14 protein-coding genes and 2 pseudogenes are annotated in these 15,964 nt (G+C 45.2%); 6 read left to right on the top strand and 10 right to left on the bottom strand.

The genetic code is table 11. The annotated features are described in order from the left end of the window. Positions 1-147: 147 nt before the first annotated feature. A complete protein-coding gene (locus tag RIB93_RS13475) occupies positions 148-657 on the bottom strand; it encodes a hypothetical protein (protein WP_446373271.1) in 510 nt (169 codons plus the stop codon). 397 nt (positions 658-1,054) lie between these two features. Next, positions 1,055-1,906, bottom strand: a complete 852-nt coding sequence (locus RIB93_RS13470; protein WP_446373270.1) for a hypothetical protein — start codon at positions 1,904-1,906, stop codon at positions 1,055-1,057. A 176-nt stretch (positions 1,907-2,082) separates the two neighbouring features. Between RIB93_RS13470 and RIB93_RS13465 the strand changes: the two genes are divergently transcribed. Continuing rightward, positions 2,083-2,949 carry a shikimate dehydrogenase gene (locus tag RIB93_RS13465; RefSeq protein WP_446373269.1) on the top strand — a complete coding sequence of 289 codons (867 nt, stop codon included), beginning with the start codon at positions 2,083-2,085 and terminating at the stop codon, positions 2,947-2,949. Between the two features lie 173 nt (positions 2,950-3,122). On the opposite strand, the gene RIB93_RS13460 is transcribed toward RIB93_RS13465, so the two are convergent. Both RIB93_RS13460 and RIB93_RS13455 read right to left on the bottom strand, forming a co-directional pair. Continuing rightward, entirely contained in the window at positions 3,123-3,524 is a 402-nt protein-coding gene (locus RIB93_RS13460; protein WP_446373268.1) for a hypothetical protein, read from the bottom strand. Next, complete coding sequence (locus tag RIB93_RS13455; RefSeq protein WP_446373267.1) at positions 3,517-3,864, bottom strand: hypothetical protein; 348 nt, start codon at positions 3,862-3,864, stop codon at positions 3,517-3,519. The genes RIB93_RS13460 and RIB93_RS13455 overlap by 8 nt, the downstream gene beginning before the upstream one ends. Positions 3,865-3,958: 94 nt before the next feature. On the opposite strand from RIB93_RS13455, the pseudogene RIB93_RS13450 reads away from it, so the two are divergent. Beyond that, a pseudogene (locus RIB93_RS13450) lies at positions 3,959-4,159 on the top strand (transcriptional regulator); the annotation flags it as partial. A gap of 86 nt (positions 4,160-4,245) precedes the next feature. Here RIB93_RS13450 and RIB93_RS13445 read toward each other — a convergent pair. From RIB93_RS13445 to RIB93_RS13430, 4 genes are all read right to left on the bottom strand, one after another. Beyond that, positions 4,246-5,139, bottom strand: a complete 894-nt coding sequence (locus RIB93_RS13445; protein WP_446373266.1) for a hypothetical protein — start codon at positions 5,137-5,139, stop codon at positions 4,246-4,248. Positions 5,140-5,691: 552 nt separating this feature from the next. Next, the gene (locus tag RIB93_RS13440; RefSeq protein WP_446373265.1) at positions 5,692-6,996 is read right to left on the bottom strand and encodes a glutamate-cysteine ligase family protein; all 1,305 of its coding nucleotides are present in this window, start codon (positions 6,994-6,996) and stop codon (positions 5,692-5,694) included. 145 nt (positions 6,997-7,141) lie between these two features. Continuing rightward, positions 7,142-8,425 (bottom strand): valine--pyruvate transaminase, encoded by a 1,284-nt coding sequence (locus tag RIB93_RS13435; RefSeq protein WP_446373272.1) that lies wholly within the window; start codon positions 8,423-8,425, stop codon positions 7,142-7,144. Positions 8,426-8,503: 78 nt separating this feature from the next. After that, complete coding sequence (locus tag RIB93_RS13430; protein ID WP_446373264.1) at positions 8,504-8,629, bottom strand: hypothetical protein; 126 nt, start codon at positions 8,627-8,629, stop codon at positions 8,504-8,506. Positions 8,630-8,847: 218 nt separating this feature from the next. Between RIB93_RS13430 and RIB93_RS13425 the strand changes: the two genes are divergently transcribed. Both RIB93_RS13425 and recR read left to right on the top strand, forming a co-directional pair. Further along, positions 8,848-9,618 (top strand): THxN family PEP-CTERM protein, encoded by a 771-nt coding sequence (locus RIB93_RS13425; RefSeq protein ID WP_446373263.1) that lies wholly within the window; start codon positions 8,848-8,850, stop codon positions 9,616-9,618. Positions 9,619-10,143: 525 nt separating this feature from the next. After that, positions 10,144-10,740: pseudogene (recR, locus tag RIB93_RS13420) on the top strand (recombination mediator RecR); the annotation flags it as partial. Between the two features lie 234 nt (positions 10,741-10,974). On the opposite strand, the gene RIB93_RS13415 reads toward recR, so the two are convergent. Together RIB93_RS13415 and RIB93_RS13410 are read right to left on the bottom strand one after the other, a co-directional pair. Beyond that, positions 10,975-11,862 (bottom strand): ABC transporter ATP-binding protein, encoded by an 888-nt coding sequence (locus RIB93_RS13415; protein WP_446373262.1) that lies wholly within the window; start codon positions 11,860-11,862, stop codon positions 10,975-10,977. Positions 11,863-12,086: 224 nt separating this feature from the next. After that, positions 12,087-12,860 (bottom strand): ABC transporter permease, encoded by a 774-nt coding sequence (locus RIB93_RS13410; protein ID WP_446373261.1) that lies wholly within the window; start codon positions 12,858-12,860, stop codon positions 12,087-12,089. 144 nt (positions 12,861-13,004) lie between these two features. Here RIB93_RS13410 and RIB93_RS13405 point away from each other — a divergent pair, with 144 nt between their 5' ends. Both RIB93_RS13405 and RIB93_RS13400 read left to right on the top strand, forming a co-directional pair. Beyond that, entirely contained in the window at positions 13,005-14,960 is a 1,956-nt protein-coding gene (locus RIB93_RS13405) for an FAD-dependent oxidoreductase (protein WP_446373260.1), read from the top strand. 231 nt (positions 14,961-15,191) lie between these two features. Beyond that, positions 15,192-15,710 carry a type IV pilin-like G/H family protein gene (locus tag RIB93_RS13400; protein WP_446373259.1) on the top strand — a complete coding sequence of 173 codons (519 nt, stop codon included), beginning with the start codon at positions 15,192-15,194 and terminating at the stop codon, positions 15,708-15,710. Positions 15,711-15,964 lie beyond the last annotated feature (254 nt).

Below are 15,964 nucleotides of genomic sequence, written 5' to 3'. Positions count from 1 at the left end.
GTCTTATGTCTTATGTCTTATGTCTTATGTCTTATGTCTTATGTCTTATGTCTTATGTCTTATGTCTTATGTCTTATGTCTTATGTCTTATGTCTTATGTCTTATGTCTTATGTAGGGGCGGGTTTAGACACTAAACTTGCTTATCATTAATAACTGAACAACAAAACCCGCCCTACCTCACTAACCGCCCCATAAATCGTGGAAATAGGGATTTGTTTTGCCTGATTAAATTTCTGTGCGGCAACCATTTCAGCAATACATTGCCCAAATCCCGTTCTCAAATCCGCTTTTTTTGCTTCAATAATAATCACGACTGGCGCTTCTATTTCCAGAATTTCCTCAGAACGACTCAAGAGAAAATCACACCGTCCATTAAGTCCAAGTGATTCATCAACGGTGAAATCCTCCCCGGAAAATAAGCTGACCCGTCGTTGCAGGATGCGCCGAACTTCCAGCAAAACTGGGTAAATAATGCCTTCAGAACGCGCTTTTTCACTAGCTGATGCCGCTAAAAGTAAACTTTCTTCTAAAAAAGATATCAAGGTTGGGGACGGTTGAATTGGCTCAATATCTGGCAAAAAGTGAATCCCTTCGGCTGTGGTTAAATTAAACGCTTCTTTGACTTTACCAATAGTAGTAAATTGACTGTAGGGCATAGCTGAATCGTTATAAGGACAGGTTTTGTTGTTCCGTTAATGGTGGTGAGGGCGGGTTTTGTTGTTCCGTTAATGATGGTGAGGGCGGGTTTTGTTGTTCCGTTAATGATGGTGAGGGCAGGTTTTGTTGTTCCGTTAATGATGGTGAGGGCGGGTTTTGTTGTTCCGTTAATGGTGAGGAGGGCGGGTTTTGTTGTTTCGTTAGTGGTGGGGAGGGCGGGTTTTGTTGTTTCGTTAGTGGTGGATATCTGAATTGATTCCCTAAACCCGCCCCTACGATTGTCCCTAAACCCGCCCCTACGATTGTCCCTAAACCCGCCCCTACGATTGTCCCTAAACCCGCCCCTACGAATGACGAATGACAAATGACGAATGACGAATGACGAATGACGAATAACTAACGCCGTCTTCTTCCCATCGAACGGCGACGGCTGCCAAAACTGCTACCAAAACGACTGGAACGATTCATCCGTGTCGAACTGGATTTATTAGAACGACGCAAATTACTAGATCCGAAACCTGAACCTGTCGCCCGATTACCTTTTTGGCGATTTTTGCGAGCCGTTGGTGATGTATTCGATGAGCGTCTTAATTGACCTGTACTGCGAAACGTTTGACGGTTTTTTACCGCAGGTGGGGGTTGATTATGACGGGCTTGATATCGGTCTACTGCTTGCGAGTAAGTGCTTCCATATCCACCATATCCGGTCATAATTCCACCGGGTTGATACATAGGCGGTACATAATAGCTGGGTCGAAATAATAAACTCCCCAACGCTTGACCCGCCATAGCGCCTGCAAATGGTGTCCAGAAATTGGATTCCCGCCGCACGATTACCGTTTCTGGTTGACCCGTTTGCGGATTCGTTTGGGTTTCGGTAACGTTATGCACATATTCAATCCGAAAGTCTTCACTTAAGTGCATATCGGCTTGACCATTTTCGATCTGCAAATAAGTCTTTTCACCCGCTGCTATTTCCTCATCAGTTAGACGGGCTAATCGCAAATCTGGACTACGCAAGACAGGGGGTGTACCGGGTGGTGTATTCAGCAACATCAGGTTATATTCACCACTAACATCATCGTAGGTGGCTTGTTGAACGGGGTATTTCCCCTCACTGAACTGCTGGGCATTTGAGGTAACATTGACCGTCTGATTTGGGCTTTGGGCGACGGAAGGCGAACCACAGGCTAGGGTGGTTAGACACAATGCCAAAGACATGAAAAGGATAAGAAATTTTCGCAGCATATCAGAACATTATTGAATTGAACGATTCATTGGTAACTGTGAACAGATTAATCTGAAATAATCGTATCATTGGTGGTATTATTTCGGATTGCTGGAACTACCCCAGTTGATTCAATAGTCGGGAAACGTGATTGATTGAGGATGAAGCTCATCCCATGTCCTGATAAAATAGCACAATGCAACAGATTACAGGGACAACGAAACTCTTGGGCGTAATTGGTCATCCGGTGGAGCATTCTCTATCACCAATTATGCACAATCGCGCGATCGCACAGTTGGGTGTGGATTATGTCTATCTCCCTCTCCCCGTCAAACCAGAGGATTTAAATGTCGCTGTGGCGGGGTTTGCGGCGATAGGATTGCAAGGCTTTAATATCACGATTCCCCATAAGCAAGCCATTATCCCCCTGTTATCCGAGGTATCCGATATCGCCCAACTGGTGGGTGCGGTGAACACGGTTTGGCGTACTGATACAGGCTGGAGTGGGACAAATACTGATGTCTTAGGATTTATCGCACCCTTGAACCAATATCGGCGAGATTGGCATCAAACGAAGGCGGTAGTATTAGGCTACGGTGGTGCAGCACGCGCCGTTGTCGTGGGTTGTATGCAGTTAGGGTGTCCTGAGATTTGGGTTGTCGGTCGCAATCCCTATAAACTAAGTCAGTTTCAGCAAAGTTGGGCAAATACTCCCCTATCTGCGATTCTCCAAGCGTATCCCTGGGAGGAAATGCCACAATTACTACAACAAGCCGATTTACTGGTGAATACAACCCCTGTAGGAATGCATCCTTATGTGGATCAATCCCCTGTAGATGAAGAAATAATGCAAGGATTACCCAAAAGCGCGATCGCCTATGATTTAATTTACACCCCCAATCCCACAAAATTTCTGCAACAAGCCAAACAACAAGGCGCGATTCCCATTGACGGCTTAGAAATGTTAGTCCAACAAGGTGCAGCCGCTTTAGAGATTTGGTTAAAACAAACACCACCTGTTGAGATCATGCGAGAATCCCTGGAACAAAAATTAGGCTTGTAGGCTCGTAGTTGCGCTGTCTTCGCCTCAAGTGTTCGCATCGTTTACGACAAACAGCTAAAGATGACCTCTCCCCCAACCCCTCTCCTGCAAGGAGAGGGGAGCAATTTGAATCAATCCGTCCTGAATATAGATGCCTAGAATAGGAGTCAATATTGATAATCTTTGCCGGACTTTTAATTGACCTGATCATACTGCAAATATTCCAGCATCAATAAACGCAAGTAATCCAACATTCTAATATAACCCTTCATTTGCTCATACTTCCCATTACTGCCAAAGTAAAACTGGACAATAACAGGTATCCTAAAAACTCGCATTTCTCGCAATTGATCAATTGCCTGGGTTTCATTTATAATCCACCCTTGCGCCTGAATTTGATTGGCATAGCCCCGGAGAGTGACCGTTAACAGTTCAAGTTCCTCTAACATAGAAAACTCTTCATTAGATGGATAGAAATTAGCTACAATTTCTTTTCGCTCTCTTTGAGTATTCTGATCAGCTAATTTTATCTCATCTAGCAAACGCACAATATGAGTTTTAGTTGCTTCTCTTTCATTTAAGACTGCTTCACTCATCGTTAACTCCATAGGTGACAATTTTTTCAGTACCAAATTGGTCAGGTCTAACAATCAGAAATTCATTTCCTTTGCGATATACGGCTGAAGCATCCCAACGATATCCTGTTTTCGGAATCCTAATGGCTCCTTTCTTATTAAAATTATGGGCTTTTCCGAGATATTTCAACGGTTCAATATCTTTTCTAGCCGCGTGGTCTAAGATACTCTGAGCTACACTGATATAGGTAGAAGCATCCCACTCATTCAAATACTGTTGAATCTCTGCCGCTTCGACTTCAGTATATCCTGCGAGGAGATTTTCCAAAAATGGATCGGAGATAGACTCATCTTCTGGCATTATTTATCACTCATATCTGTGCTACTGTCTCCGACTCAAGTAAGGGTCTTGCTGCAAATCATTATATTGTGAATGCCTTGGAAGAGCGATCGCACTTGGGCTAAAAGAAATCCCCCAACGTACTGATAGGATGCCAGTCCATTACCAACATCTTGCCATTGAAGCATTTGATCAGGGGCTAATTACTGAAGGGCGCTTCGCCGATTTTCTCCATGTTGATCGCCTCGAAGCCCGTCGCCTTGCCGAAGTATTGCGAGAGTATTCCAGTGGAATGGTGGAGGAAGTTGTAGTGTGAGCATCTTGCTCGCTACCCATTCCCAATTTAAATGCCAAACAGTTTACTACCCTAACTTGACATTAATGGACAAGATTAGATAGTGTCTAAGAGTACCGAATTTGCAGCAGTAGTCTATCTGCTTTAACTGGAGAAATGAGTCGGTGAATGCAGGAAGGGTCTTGCACAAAACCAAATCCACTTTCTCCTTCAATGATCAGTTGATTGTCTTGCCCGTAATAATTAAGCACCGCCTTGTCCGACTGACGACCCGTAGAAAAGGTCATGTAAAGCGGCTTTTTCTGATGAGAGCCTTTGAACATAACATGAGCGCCCGAATCCGCCTTCACATCGGTGATATAAAAATAGGCGGTCATAAAGTTGTACCCAGCGATATCATAGTGAAAATTTGTGGGTGGATAACTCTGTCTAATTTCTGACTCTCCCAGATCTGAAACTAAACTCCAAGTCAGATGCTGAGTAATTTGGTTGGGCCAATACCCCAGATAGTTCTTAACGATTTGCAACAGCAGAGGATCTTGGGTAATTTTTTGAATGGCTTCACAATTCATTACATCACGCACCAAGCCACGCAGCACTGGATGCTCACCTCGCTTTCGACTATTTCTAATTACTTCTTCGATGAAAAATTCGTCGTCAGACTCAGGTTCAATACAAGGTGTTTGAATGGCATATTGATAGATTTCTTTGACCATTGACGGCGATAAATGCAGACCAAATCCTACTCCTTCATGACACAGTTGTTGGACAGATCTATCTAGGGAAACACCGTCAAACATTGAATCGGAAGCAATCTTCAGGCGTTTTTTATAGAAATCGGGATTTAGGCGCTGTCGCCTAGCTTGGAGAAGACTATATATTCTCCGACAGATGAGGAAACGACCAAACCGCTGCGTAAAGTCTCCTTGGGTTAACCGCTTTATCGGGTTTGAGGCTGAACTTAAGCGTCCCTTTGAACGTTCTAATGTGGCATTTTTCATGATAATTCTTAAGACACTTGGCTACATCTACTACTCTCATCGTTACTTTTGGGGATCAGGAGTGTCACACCCAGTTTGAGATCAGTAATTTACGCCGCGAAACTGATCCGTTATTTCTTATAAGGAGAATTGTACAGGCGATATCCAAGAGAGTAGTGGGCAATAGCCCTGAAACCAGCCAAGAACTCAAGTTCTTGGCTTATAGCTCAAGTCCATTTTAATGGACTAATACCAAATTCGGGGAACGTTAACCCCCTTATAACCTAGTCCGCGCAGGCGGACTTTGTTTGTGTAGTAGCGATTTTAATCGCCTCCTTCTAATACTCTCTAATACCAAATTCGGGGAACGTTAACCCCCTTATAACCTAGTCCGCGCAGGCGGACGCAAGCTTGTGTAGCAGCGATTTCAATCGCCTTCTCTCTAATACTCTCTAATACCAAATTCGGGGAATGCTATCCCCCTTATAACCTAGTCCGCGCAGGCGGACGCAAGTTTGTGTAGCAGCGATTTCAATCGCCTCCTCTCAAGTTCTTGGTTGAAACAGATGTGCTCTAAACAGAATACTTTTGCGAAAACGATGAAACCTGGGCTTCCAACTCATCGCACGCTTCACGCACCAACCGCAACCCTTCTTCCTTTTCTAGTTTAGCGCCTGCGGGAACAAACTCTTGCAAAATTTCCGCCTCTGTTGTTTCATATTCGCCCCAATCTGACTTCAATTTTTCAAAGTAATTAATTCCCTCACTACCATCTTGAATCGCAAACTCTAAAATAGAATCCAGGTAAGCTGTAACCTTAGAACTCTTCACTCCCTCCGTCACAGCCGCAAATAATAATTCACCATTGAGATAGTCAAACTCTGGCACAACTAGCCAATCACCGCGTAACTCAAAGGTCTGAGCGCCTTGAGCTGGTCTAACCGTTATTCCTTCCTGTCTAACTCGCCTAGCTGCATTGTAAGCTAATCTCATAATTGTGAAAATTACGTCTGGATAATTACTATCAATTCCCCGTAATTCCACTGTTCCTAATGCATTAAGTCGCACCGGATTCCAACCCGATTTTAGTAAATTTCCGCCGCCTTCAGTAAATAAATCCCGCTCAACTCCAGCCTGATCCATCGCGGCTAACCATGCATAATAGCGTTCAAATTGCAACTCCACTAAACGTTCCACAGAATCAGCATAAGGCATTAAGCCACCGACAGATTGTAAGTGAGTATAAACGCCTTCCCAGCCAAATCGATCACTACCGCGATAACGGACAATATGATAGGCAAGTCCTGTGGCTTCTCCTTCATAAAAGGGACAGGCGCGTCCCAAGGCGATGAGGGCGGAATCTAAGGCTGTGGCTAAATTGTAAATATTAATCAATTCCTCGCGTTCGGCGGCGCTGCTGTTGTAAGAAACGCCGACGCGGGAATCAATTACTCCTGGCGGTACTTCTAAATGGATATGAGTACCTGTACATTTACCCGCATTCAAAAATCGGTCATAGCCAACGGTGCGAACCTGGACATGATAGCTTAATTTATCCCGAATGACGGGAATTAAATGTAAGGGATAGCTAGATAGGGGATAAAGCCGCAAATGCATCTTTTTCCCTACCTCTAATCCGAGTTGTAAGTTTTTTAGATAGGCTGTGGCTAATTCGGTGGGAGTATGGGCAGGAGGGGTATTAATTTCGATCATTCCCTTCACCCATTCCGGCATAAAGTAATCGGGATTTAAACCAATGGCTTCGGCTTCTTGGCGACAATTTTGTAAAAATTCATCGGCATGATTGGAAAATTTTCCTGTTTCGTCTACGAGGAAAAATTCTTGTTCTAAACCGATGCGACGTTTACCTAGTTTCATAGTGTTAACGGTTGCTTAGTATTATAGCGGTTTCCAGTTAGATCCCCGACTTCTTTAAAAAGTCAGGGATCTTGGGTATCGGCATAGAGGTTATCATCAATAACTGCCGCGAAATCCCCTAAACCCGCCCCTACTTTCCTCACAATCAAACCTCCACTACAGCTTGCTGATACACCTGTTGTGTTACTTTAACTAATCGTTGCATCGCCGTTTCTAATTCGCGATCGCTGGCGGTTAGACTAATCCGAATGCACTGATGCTGGTGTTCCCAGGTGTCCCGTAATCCAGGGAAGAAGGTGTTTCCCGGAACCACGATTACTCCCACCTGCTTTAACTGTTGATACAAGTCCCCATCGGTTATCGGTAAATCCTTGAACCACAACCAGGCAAAAATAGCGCCTTCACCCCGATGTAAAAACCACGGTAAATCTTGGGGCATAAATTGGTTCAGCGCTGTTTGTAATACGGTAAACTTGTGCTGATAATAGGGACGAATCACATTAACGGAAATCTCAGCCAATGCGCCAGAATTAATCGCCCGTGCAGCAATGGCTTGTCCGTAGCGGGAGGAATGGATGCACAGATTCGTCTGGAAAGATTCTAAGATGCCAATCATATCCGGATCACCAATAGCGACGCCAATCCGTTCTCCAGGTAGTCCGGCTTTGGATAAACTCAGGCAGTGGACTATATTATCACCAAAAATTGGCGTCATTTCGGTAAAGTTTAATGCCGGAAATGGGGGTGCATAGGCGGAGTCAATGAATACTGGCACATTATTAGGTGCGGCGAGTTCGGCAATTTTTCGCACCTCGTTATCGGTGAGAACGTTCCCGGTGGGATTACAGGGACGAGAAAATATGACACATCCTGTATCTTGGGTAATTTTTAATTGACTGAAGTCGGGACGATATTTATAGCGATGCGCCGCTTCGTCAATCTCTAGGCTGGGTTTATAGGCGATTAGTGCTTCTGGGGTTAAGCTGACGCCACCGTACCCGGTATAATCGGGACTCAGGGGGAGAACGATTTGTTTTAACTCCCCGGCTTGGGTATAGCCGCCAAAGGCATTTGCGCCGTAGAAGTAAATGGATTGAGAACCGGGAGTAATTAAGATATTCCGTTCAGTTAGTCTCAAGCCATAACGCTGATTGAAATCTTGTGCGATCGCGTCAATCAAGGGCTGGTATCCTTGAGATGACCCATAACGGCAAACCACTTCTCCGTAGTCGGGACTAGCCAAGAGTTGGGCGGTACAATCTCGCCACAGTTGTTCAACCTCTGGCAAAATCACCGGATTTCCCGCACTAAGGTTAATGAACTCCTGTCCCTGACCTAATCGTAACGTTTCAATAATATCCTTCATAATAGCCCGGACGCCCGTCAGGTTGGACATCTGAGTACCGAATTGAGTGAGAGACGGTTCCATCATGCGCGATCGCTCTTATCACAGCGGTTAACTTGCTTTACCCCAAATTGAGTCAAATTTGCTGATTCGCTGGGGACTTTACTTATTTAACCGCAAATTATACCGCTTGGCTTTTTCCGTCGTTCCACTCGTGCCAGGATTTGCCTGGGGTTGATTGGAGTACGAAGCAGCACGAGAGTGCGATCGCGCTCCTTGTTGACCCAATAGAAGCCTAGACCTTCCATCCTACAAGGGATGGAACAGCCGGGGACGTGGACAGTAGAATGTATCTGTCTAGCTTGCCCTTAAAACAGATTTATGAAGGGTTTATGAAGTTCAGACTTCTATTATGAAGAGTCTGTGAAAATAGCAATTTTCCATTGACAAAATTTTAATAAATTATCTATTATCTATGTATAAATTTTATTTGCTCAGGAAAAAATATGAAACTTAATCTATCTACATTAGCTAAGACAACTCTCTCAGGTGTAGCTATCACAGCTACGCTGGGATGTTTAGCTTCTTCGGCAGATGCACTAACGTTGGCTAGTTCTTCTGGCAGTTGGAGTAATGTGGTTTTGGATAATAGAATTACAGTGAATCCTCCAGGTAGTAATACTGTTGAATTTCTTACTGTAGGCAATGAAAGCCAAGTGCGCTGGGGGAATCCACTATTATTTGGTGACAAGAGTGGTCTGGGATTTACTGGAGTCACTAGCCAAAGCTTTGATGTTGATGAAACGTTTGAAATTGGAACACTGCGTCACTTTAATCAATCAGTCACTCAGCCATTTGCAACAAAAGCAGACTTAGGAATTAACTTAAATTTTAGTACCCCATCAGTCAGCCAAACATTTAATTTTACCTTTAATATCAATGAGACTATTAATCAACCCCCACCAGCTTGTCCCGTTGGAAATCCTCCCTGCGCCGACATTGTAACGTTACCAAATGCTTTCCCCTCAGAAACCTTTAACATTGACGGAGTTAACTATACCCTTGAGTTACTTGGGTTCCTTGATTCTACAACTGGAGAGCCTGTTGAACAATTTGTTTCCCCAGAAAATGGAATACCAAATTCAGCCACTCTAGTTGCTAAGATTACAACTCCTCCCCCTTCTGAGAAAGTACCTGAACCGACGGCTATGGTTGGTCTAGGTCTTTTGGGTCTCTATATCATGGGGCGTCGTAATCAAAAGCAAAAACTACAATAACCTATTGATAAGTACTTATATGGAATTATTTACAGGTTTTTCACTAAGTCTTCCGTAAAATCTCCTGTGTAATTAATTGTGTTTAAGTACTGACGGATATTGGTTAAGAGACAATCCCTATCATCTGAGGTGGGGATTGTTAACTTTGTGGTTACTTATGAATCTCAAACCGATATCATGAAGAGTATTGAAGTTTTAATCCGCCTAAGACATTTATAAAAAAACATGATATTATATTCTAAATACAGCAGATTTGGTGGTTGATGAGGTACAGTCTTCTAAGTAAGATCCCCGACTTCTTGAAGAAGTCGGGGATCTGTCTGTGTACCTCACCTTTGTTATAGCAACCGCCATAGCGGTTAGGACACATCATTTAGTTCCAGACGTTCCGCCGGAACGTCCTAATCGATGTGTCTACTGCTATACCTTCATTCAGGCAGATACCATGAAACGTAAGACTTGATCAAGTCACCTTCGCCTTGGCGTACTATAGGTAAGGTGAACGCATAGACTGGGAGAACAACCACGGCTTACACACGTCCCCTCGCTCGACTGATCGAGCAACTACAACGCTTACCTGGAGTGGGTCCTAAGACTGCTCAACGATTGGCATTACATATTATTAAGCGCTCAGAGGATGAAGTCAAAGCCTTGGCGCAGGCTTTAATTGAGGCGAAAAAGCAGGTGGGCTTGTGTCAGGTTTGCTTTCACCTGTCGGCTGAATCGGTTTGTGATATCTGTCGTAACCCGAATCGCGATAAAACAACGCTTTGTGTGGTGGCGGATTCCCGTGATGTGATTGCGTTGGAGAAAACACGGGAGTATCGGGGAAATTATCATGTTCTCGGTGGTGTGATTTCTCCCATGGATGGAATTGGACCCGAACAATTACATGTTGAACAACTGGTGCGCCGCGTTAGCCAGCAGAAGATTCAAGAGGTAATTTTAGCGATCGGTCCGAGTGTGGAAGGGGAGACGACGACGCTGTATGTTGGTCAACTTTTGAAACCGTTTACTAGGGTGACTCGCATTGCTTTTGGTTTACCGATGGGTGGGGATTTGGAATATGCAGATGAGGTAACATTAGCACGGGCGTTGGAAGGGCGGCGGGAGTTGGATTAATTATTTGTCTTATGTCATTGGTCATACTCGCTACCCTTGAGAAGCAAGCTACGTCATTTGTGATAATTGAACGGTGAGGTTGGGGCGGGTTTAGTTATATCAGGGTGAAAACGACACGTTAGTGGTAAAACCCGCCCCTACAAAAGATGTTTTATCGGAACGTCTCTGCTTCCCCAGCTCCCTCTGCTTCCCCAGCTTCCCCCCTGCCTTCTGCCCTTTGCCTGCCAAAATCATTCATCGAGTCACTTCGATATAAATATGCTCTAAGCGTACAGGTTGACGAGTGATTGAATCTAGGGAAATGCCCTCAAATTGATAAATTATTTCTTTTAAATCTAACGCTTCGGGTAACCAAAAAGCCAAATCATTCCCGTAGCGCCGATGAGTGAAACCGAGTTCTGTCGCCCGCGCGATCGCACGTTCTTCTTCTTGTGTTTGGATAATCACAATTTCTTGGGCGGGAATCCGTTGGCGCAGGCTGTCTAAATTCCCTTCGGCGAGGATTTTTCCGCCTTTGAGAATGCCAATCCGCTGACACAGGCGTTCGGCTTCATCGAGTAAGTGAGTAGTTAATAAAATCGTCAATCCTTGACGTTGGAGACGGCGAATCAAGTCCCAAACTTCATATCGGGCTTCGATATCTAAACCGGTTGTGGGTTCGTCTAAAATGACCAGTTTCGGCTGATGAACTAGGGCGACAGCTATATTTAAGCGTCGCTGCATTCCCCCACTTAAGGTTTCAACGGGACTTTGGGCGCGATCGCATAGGTTAACGGCGTCTAAACAGGCGTGGACTTGTTGTTGTCGTTGTCGCTTGCTTAAGCCATAGATGCGGGCAAAAAAATGTAGGTTTTCGGCACAGGTTAAGGTTTTATAGAGTAAGTTTTCTTGGGGGGCAATTCCGATTAAAGTTTTGGTGGCGTCGGAGACGGGTTGGTGATTAATTGAGATTTTGCCACTGTCGGCTTTGAGTAAGTTACAGATAGTATTAATTGTGGTTGTCTTTCCTGCACCATTGGGTCCGAGTAATCCATAAATTTCTCCGGGGGGAATATGCAGGGTTAGATTTTGTAGAACCTGGCGATTGCCGTAGGATTTACAGAGGTTTTCGATATGCAGCACGATGACTAATACATAAAATAGGACAATTTCATGAGTTTATGACACGGACTAATTGAAAATTCAAAAATCTCAAATGGGAGGTTGCCAAAATTGTAAAAGGCTAAAGCCCTTACTACAAACCTACTCCCCTCTCCCCTGGTGGGAGAGGGGTTGGGGGTGAGGGGGTTTCGCCTTAAGTTTACACGGGCGCACATCGGTGCGCCCCTACGAAGATTTATCTGATATCATAACCTTCGCTCAACTCTCAGCATCCGCTGATAAGATAACCATCCGGCTACTACCATAATTAAGGCAAATACGCCCAAAAACCAAAAATGCTCCCGAATATCCGCCAATCCTGCGCCATTTGCCCACACAGCCAGCAGCGCTTCGTTGATGTGGTAGATCGGGTTAAATTGGGCGATGTCTAGCAAGGTGTCGGGAAATAGGGAGGTGGGTAAAAATGCGCCTCCTAGAATTAACAGAGGTACGCCAAACGCCGCAACCAAGGCGTTTACATCCTCGGTGCGACGGGCAAATTGAGTGCCGAGGATGAATCCGACTCCCACATACGCCATAATACTCAGTAGAATAATCAAGATGCCTAAAACTAGAGATCCCTGAAACTTAGCACCCCAACATGCTGCGATCGCATAAACCAAAACGGCTTGACCCCCAGCAATGGCGCTATGGGCGCAAAAGATACCTAGAAAATAGGATATGCCCCTTAAGGGTGAGATGAACAGACGTTTAAGGGTTTGCTGTTCTCGTTCCCCTACCACTGTGGCTACCGTACCCCCCAGACAGCTAAAAAATAAAGCAGCACCTGCCAATGTCGAGGGGGCGGCATTTTCAAAGGCTTGCGCCATCGATAATTGGGCGCGTTCTGCCAAAATATAACCGTTGAGTAATAATACCGAAATGGGGAAAATTCCCCAAAAGACTAAACTGCGGCGTCTTCGCCCCAGTTCGATTAAAATGCGCTGGGCTACAGCTACTGTTTCATGCCAATAGTTCATTTATATTTTCTGTCGGGGCGGGTTTCATTATTATCCTCTCTAAATGCGAGAACTAACCTGTCAGTGTCATCAGTGTGTGTGACTAACCTCTCACCTCCCTACCCCCATCTCTCCAATAAATCCGTGAAATCAGTGTTTTAAACAATGACGAATGACAAATTAAACCGATTCTACCTTTCCCGACGCACCGCCCTGAAACTGATTGGTGTGGCTGGAGTCGGTAGTGTGATCGGATATTCTCGCTGGGCGAAACCGCAACCGACGGTTATTCAGCCCGATACCCTGGATTTGCCCCGAACCCTGACTCAGCCGAAATCGGTGGTGGTTGTGGGTGCGGGATTGGCGGGGCTTAGTTGTGCCTATGAGTTGAGTCAACGCGGCTTTGATGTAACCTTATTAGAACGATCGCCTCAACTCGGCGGTAAGATTGCTAGTTGGCAAATTCAGGTGGGTGATCACGCCCTGCGGATGGAACATGGGTTCCATGGCTTTTTCCCGCAGTATTATAATTTGAATCAGTTGGTGGCTGAGTTGGAGATTCAGGATCACTTCCGTTCCCTGGAATTTTACTCGGTGGTTTTCCGGGATAATCAGTATCAGCCGGAAGTCTTTCGCCCCAGTCGTTCCGCCTTTCCTTGGAATGTGGTAGATTTAGCGATCGCGTCTTCTAATCGCTGGCGTTGGGGGATTAATTTGACCAAGTTAAAACATTGGCAGGTGTTTCGGGAAATTGGTGGCTTCCAAATCCCTGCTAGTTTTCAGCGTTTGGATCACTTATCCGTTGCGGATTGGGTAAAGGGTGAGTTTCCCCAAGGGCTTTATGATCTGTATTTTTTACCCTTTGCTAAATCTAGTCTAAATGCGCCGGATGTGTTGAGTGTGGGCGAATTAATGCAGTTTTTCCACTTTTATTTTTTTGGCAATCCCGAAGGATTGGCGTTTAATGGGACGCGCCAGGATATGGGCAGGAGTTTGGTGGAACCGATTGCCCAGGCGATTCAAAATCAACAGGGAAAGATTGTTACACAAGCCACGGTGAGTCAGATTCAGTGGCAAGATGGGCAGATTCATTCGATTAATTATCAACAGGGAAATACTCTACCATCGGTGCCGTTTTGGGTGAAGCGGAATCGCAGGATGGAAACCGATGAATCTGATAATACTGTGGACTATTACGGGGCGGGTGATGCCATGTTTGCCCTGTTTCCAGAGGAGAATCAAGCGATTTCTCTAACCTGTACCCATCAAGGGTGTACGGTACAACGCCAAGGGGATGGTCAGTTTATTTGTCCCTGTCATGGGGCGGTTTATAATTCCCAAGGGCAGGTGATTGCGGGTCCAGCGAAACAGGATTTACCTCGGTTTAACCTGATGCAAAGCACTGAGGATGAGGTGCAACTGGTGGGGATTTCTAGTTCAGAGTCATCCCAGGTAGCCACCGAAACCATTCAAGCCGATTATTATGTCTTTGCCACTGATATTCCCGGTGTCCAACATTTGTTTAAACTGGCACAAGGGGAGGTGAATTCCCAGGTATTTCAGCAGGTGGAACAATTAGCCGTGGCTGATCCCTTTGCGGTTGCCCGATTTTGGTTTGATCGGGATTTTGCTTGGGATCATAGTAATTTTACCTCCCTGTCTGGTTATCGTCTCACCGATAGTATTACTTTGTATCATCGTATCCAAGATGATTATATTCAGTGGCATGAAAAAACCGGGGGAAGTGTGGTAGAATTACATGCTTACTGTTATAAAGAAGACGAGTTTCCCAATCAGCAGGTTTTGTTAACCACGTTTGCACAGGAACTCTATGAAATTGTGCCAGAATTACAAACGGCGACGATGTTACATCGGGAGTTAGTGAATCAGAAAAACTTCTCCGGTTATCCGCCGGGGAGTTATCAGGAACGCCCCGAAACTGATTCGGGGGTGGCGAATCTATTTTTTGCTGGAGACTGGGTAAAAATGCCCTTTCCTTGTGGGTTAATGGAACGGGCGGTAAGTAGTGGATTCCTGGCGGCTAATGGGATTATACACCGGGAAGGATTGCAACAGCGATCGCTGTTATCGGTGAATCCAGAAGGAATTTTTTCGATATGATTTGTTATTCGTCTTATGTCATTCGTCAGAAACCCTTGATACACCGTAGGGTGGGTTTCGACTTCGCTCAACCCACCAGCCTTAAGCCGTAATTTCGCCAATAGTATAGTACAGATAATTGTAGGGGCGGGTTTAGGGATTCAATCGTGAATATTACCGATAACGTATCAACAAAACCCGCCCTAATTTTCCTAATCCCAATCCCCTATCCCCAATGGAGAGGAACACGCTATGATTAGAGGTGCGATCGCGAAATTAGGACTGATTACTTTATTAGCAGGATTGTCGCCAACAGTACAGGCGCAGGAATCGCCTCCCTACATTCCCCAAACAGCCGCAGCCTTGGCGCTGCAAGGGGAGGTGCAAGAGTATTTAAATGCGGTGAATTTGGCGCAATTGAATTATTTTCTGGAGTCTTCTCAGTTTGCCACAAGTTTAGCTGAGTTAAATCTGGCGGGGTTCCAGGAGACGGAGAATTATCGCTATTTGATGTTACCAGCGAAGAATCCGCGTCAGGGTATGATTATGATTGCCCAAGCGAAAAATCCGAAACTAAAAAGTTATGCGGGGGCAGCTTTTGTGGTATCGTCGGGTGAGACTATTAAGGGGATTGGGGGGATTTGTGAAACGAATTTGCCTTCAACGTCTCCGCCTGTGATTCCAACAGCGCCGACGTTTGCTTCAACGGGGATATTATGTCCCTTTGGTTCTCATGCGTTAACGGATTTTGATCGGGACAGAATATTATAAGGTGTGACACCCGTAGGGGCGCAAAGACTTGCGCCCGATTCAATGATAAAATCTCTTCCACAATATTAGCTGTCTCAAGGTAGTGGCGTGGCACAGCTAAAATGGTGAATAGCTGAACGTTCCGTTATTGGTGAGATAGGGCGGGTTTTGCTGTTCCGTTATTGGTGAGATAGGGCGGGTTTTGCTGTTCCGTTATTGGTGAGATAGGGCGGGTTTTGCTGTTCCGTTATTGGTGAGATAGGGCGGGTTTTGCT

Origin of the sequence: Coleofasciculus sp. D1-CHI-01 (assembly GCF_040218875.1) — a bacterium.
Lineage (GTDB): Bacteria > Cyanobacteriota > Cyanobacteriia > Cyanobacteriales > Coleofasciculaceae > Coleofasciculus.
Note: the sequence above shows the minus strand (reverse complement) of the source record. Positions and strands in the feature narration are given on the sequence as shown.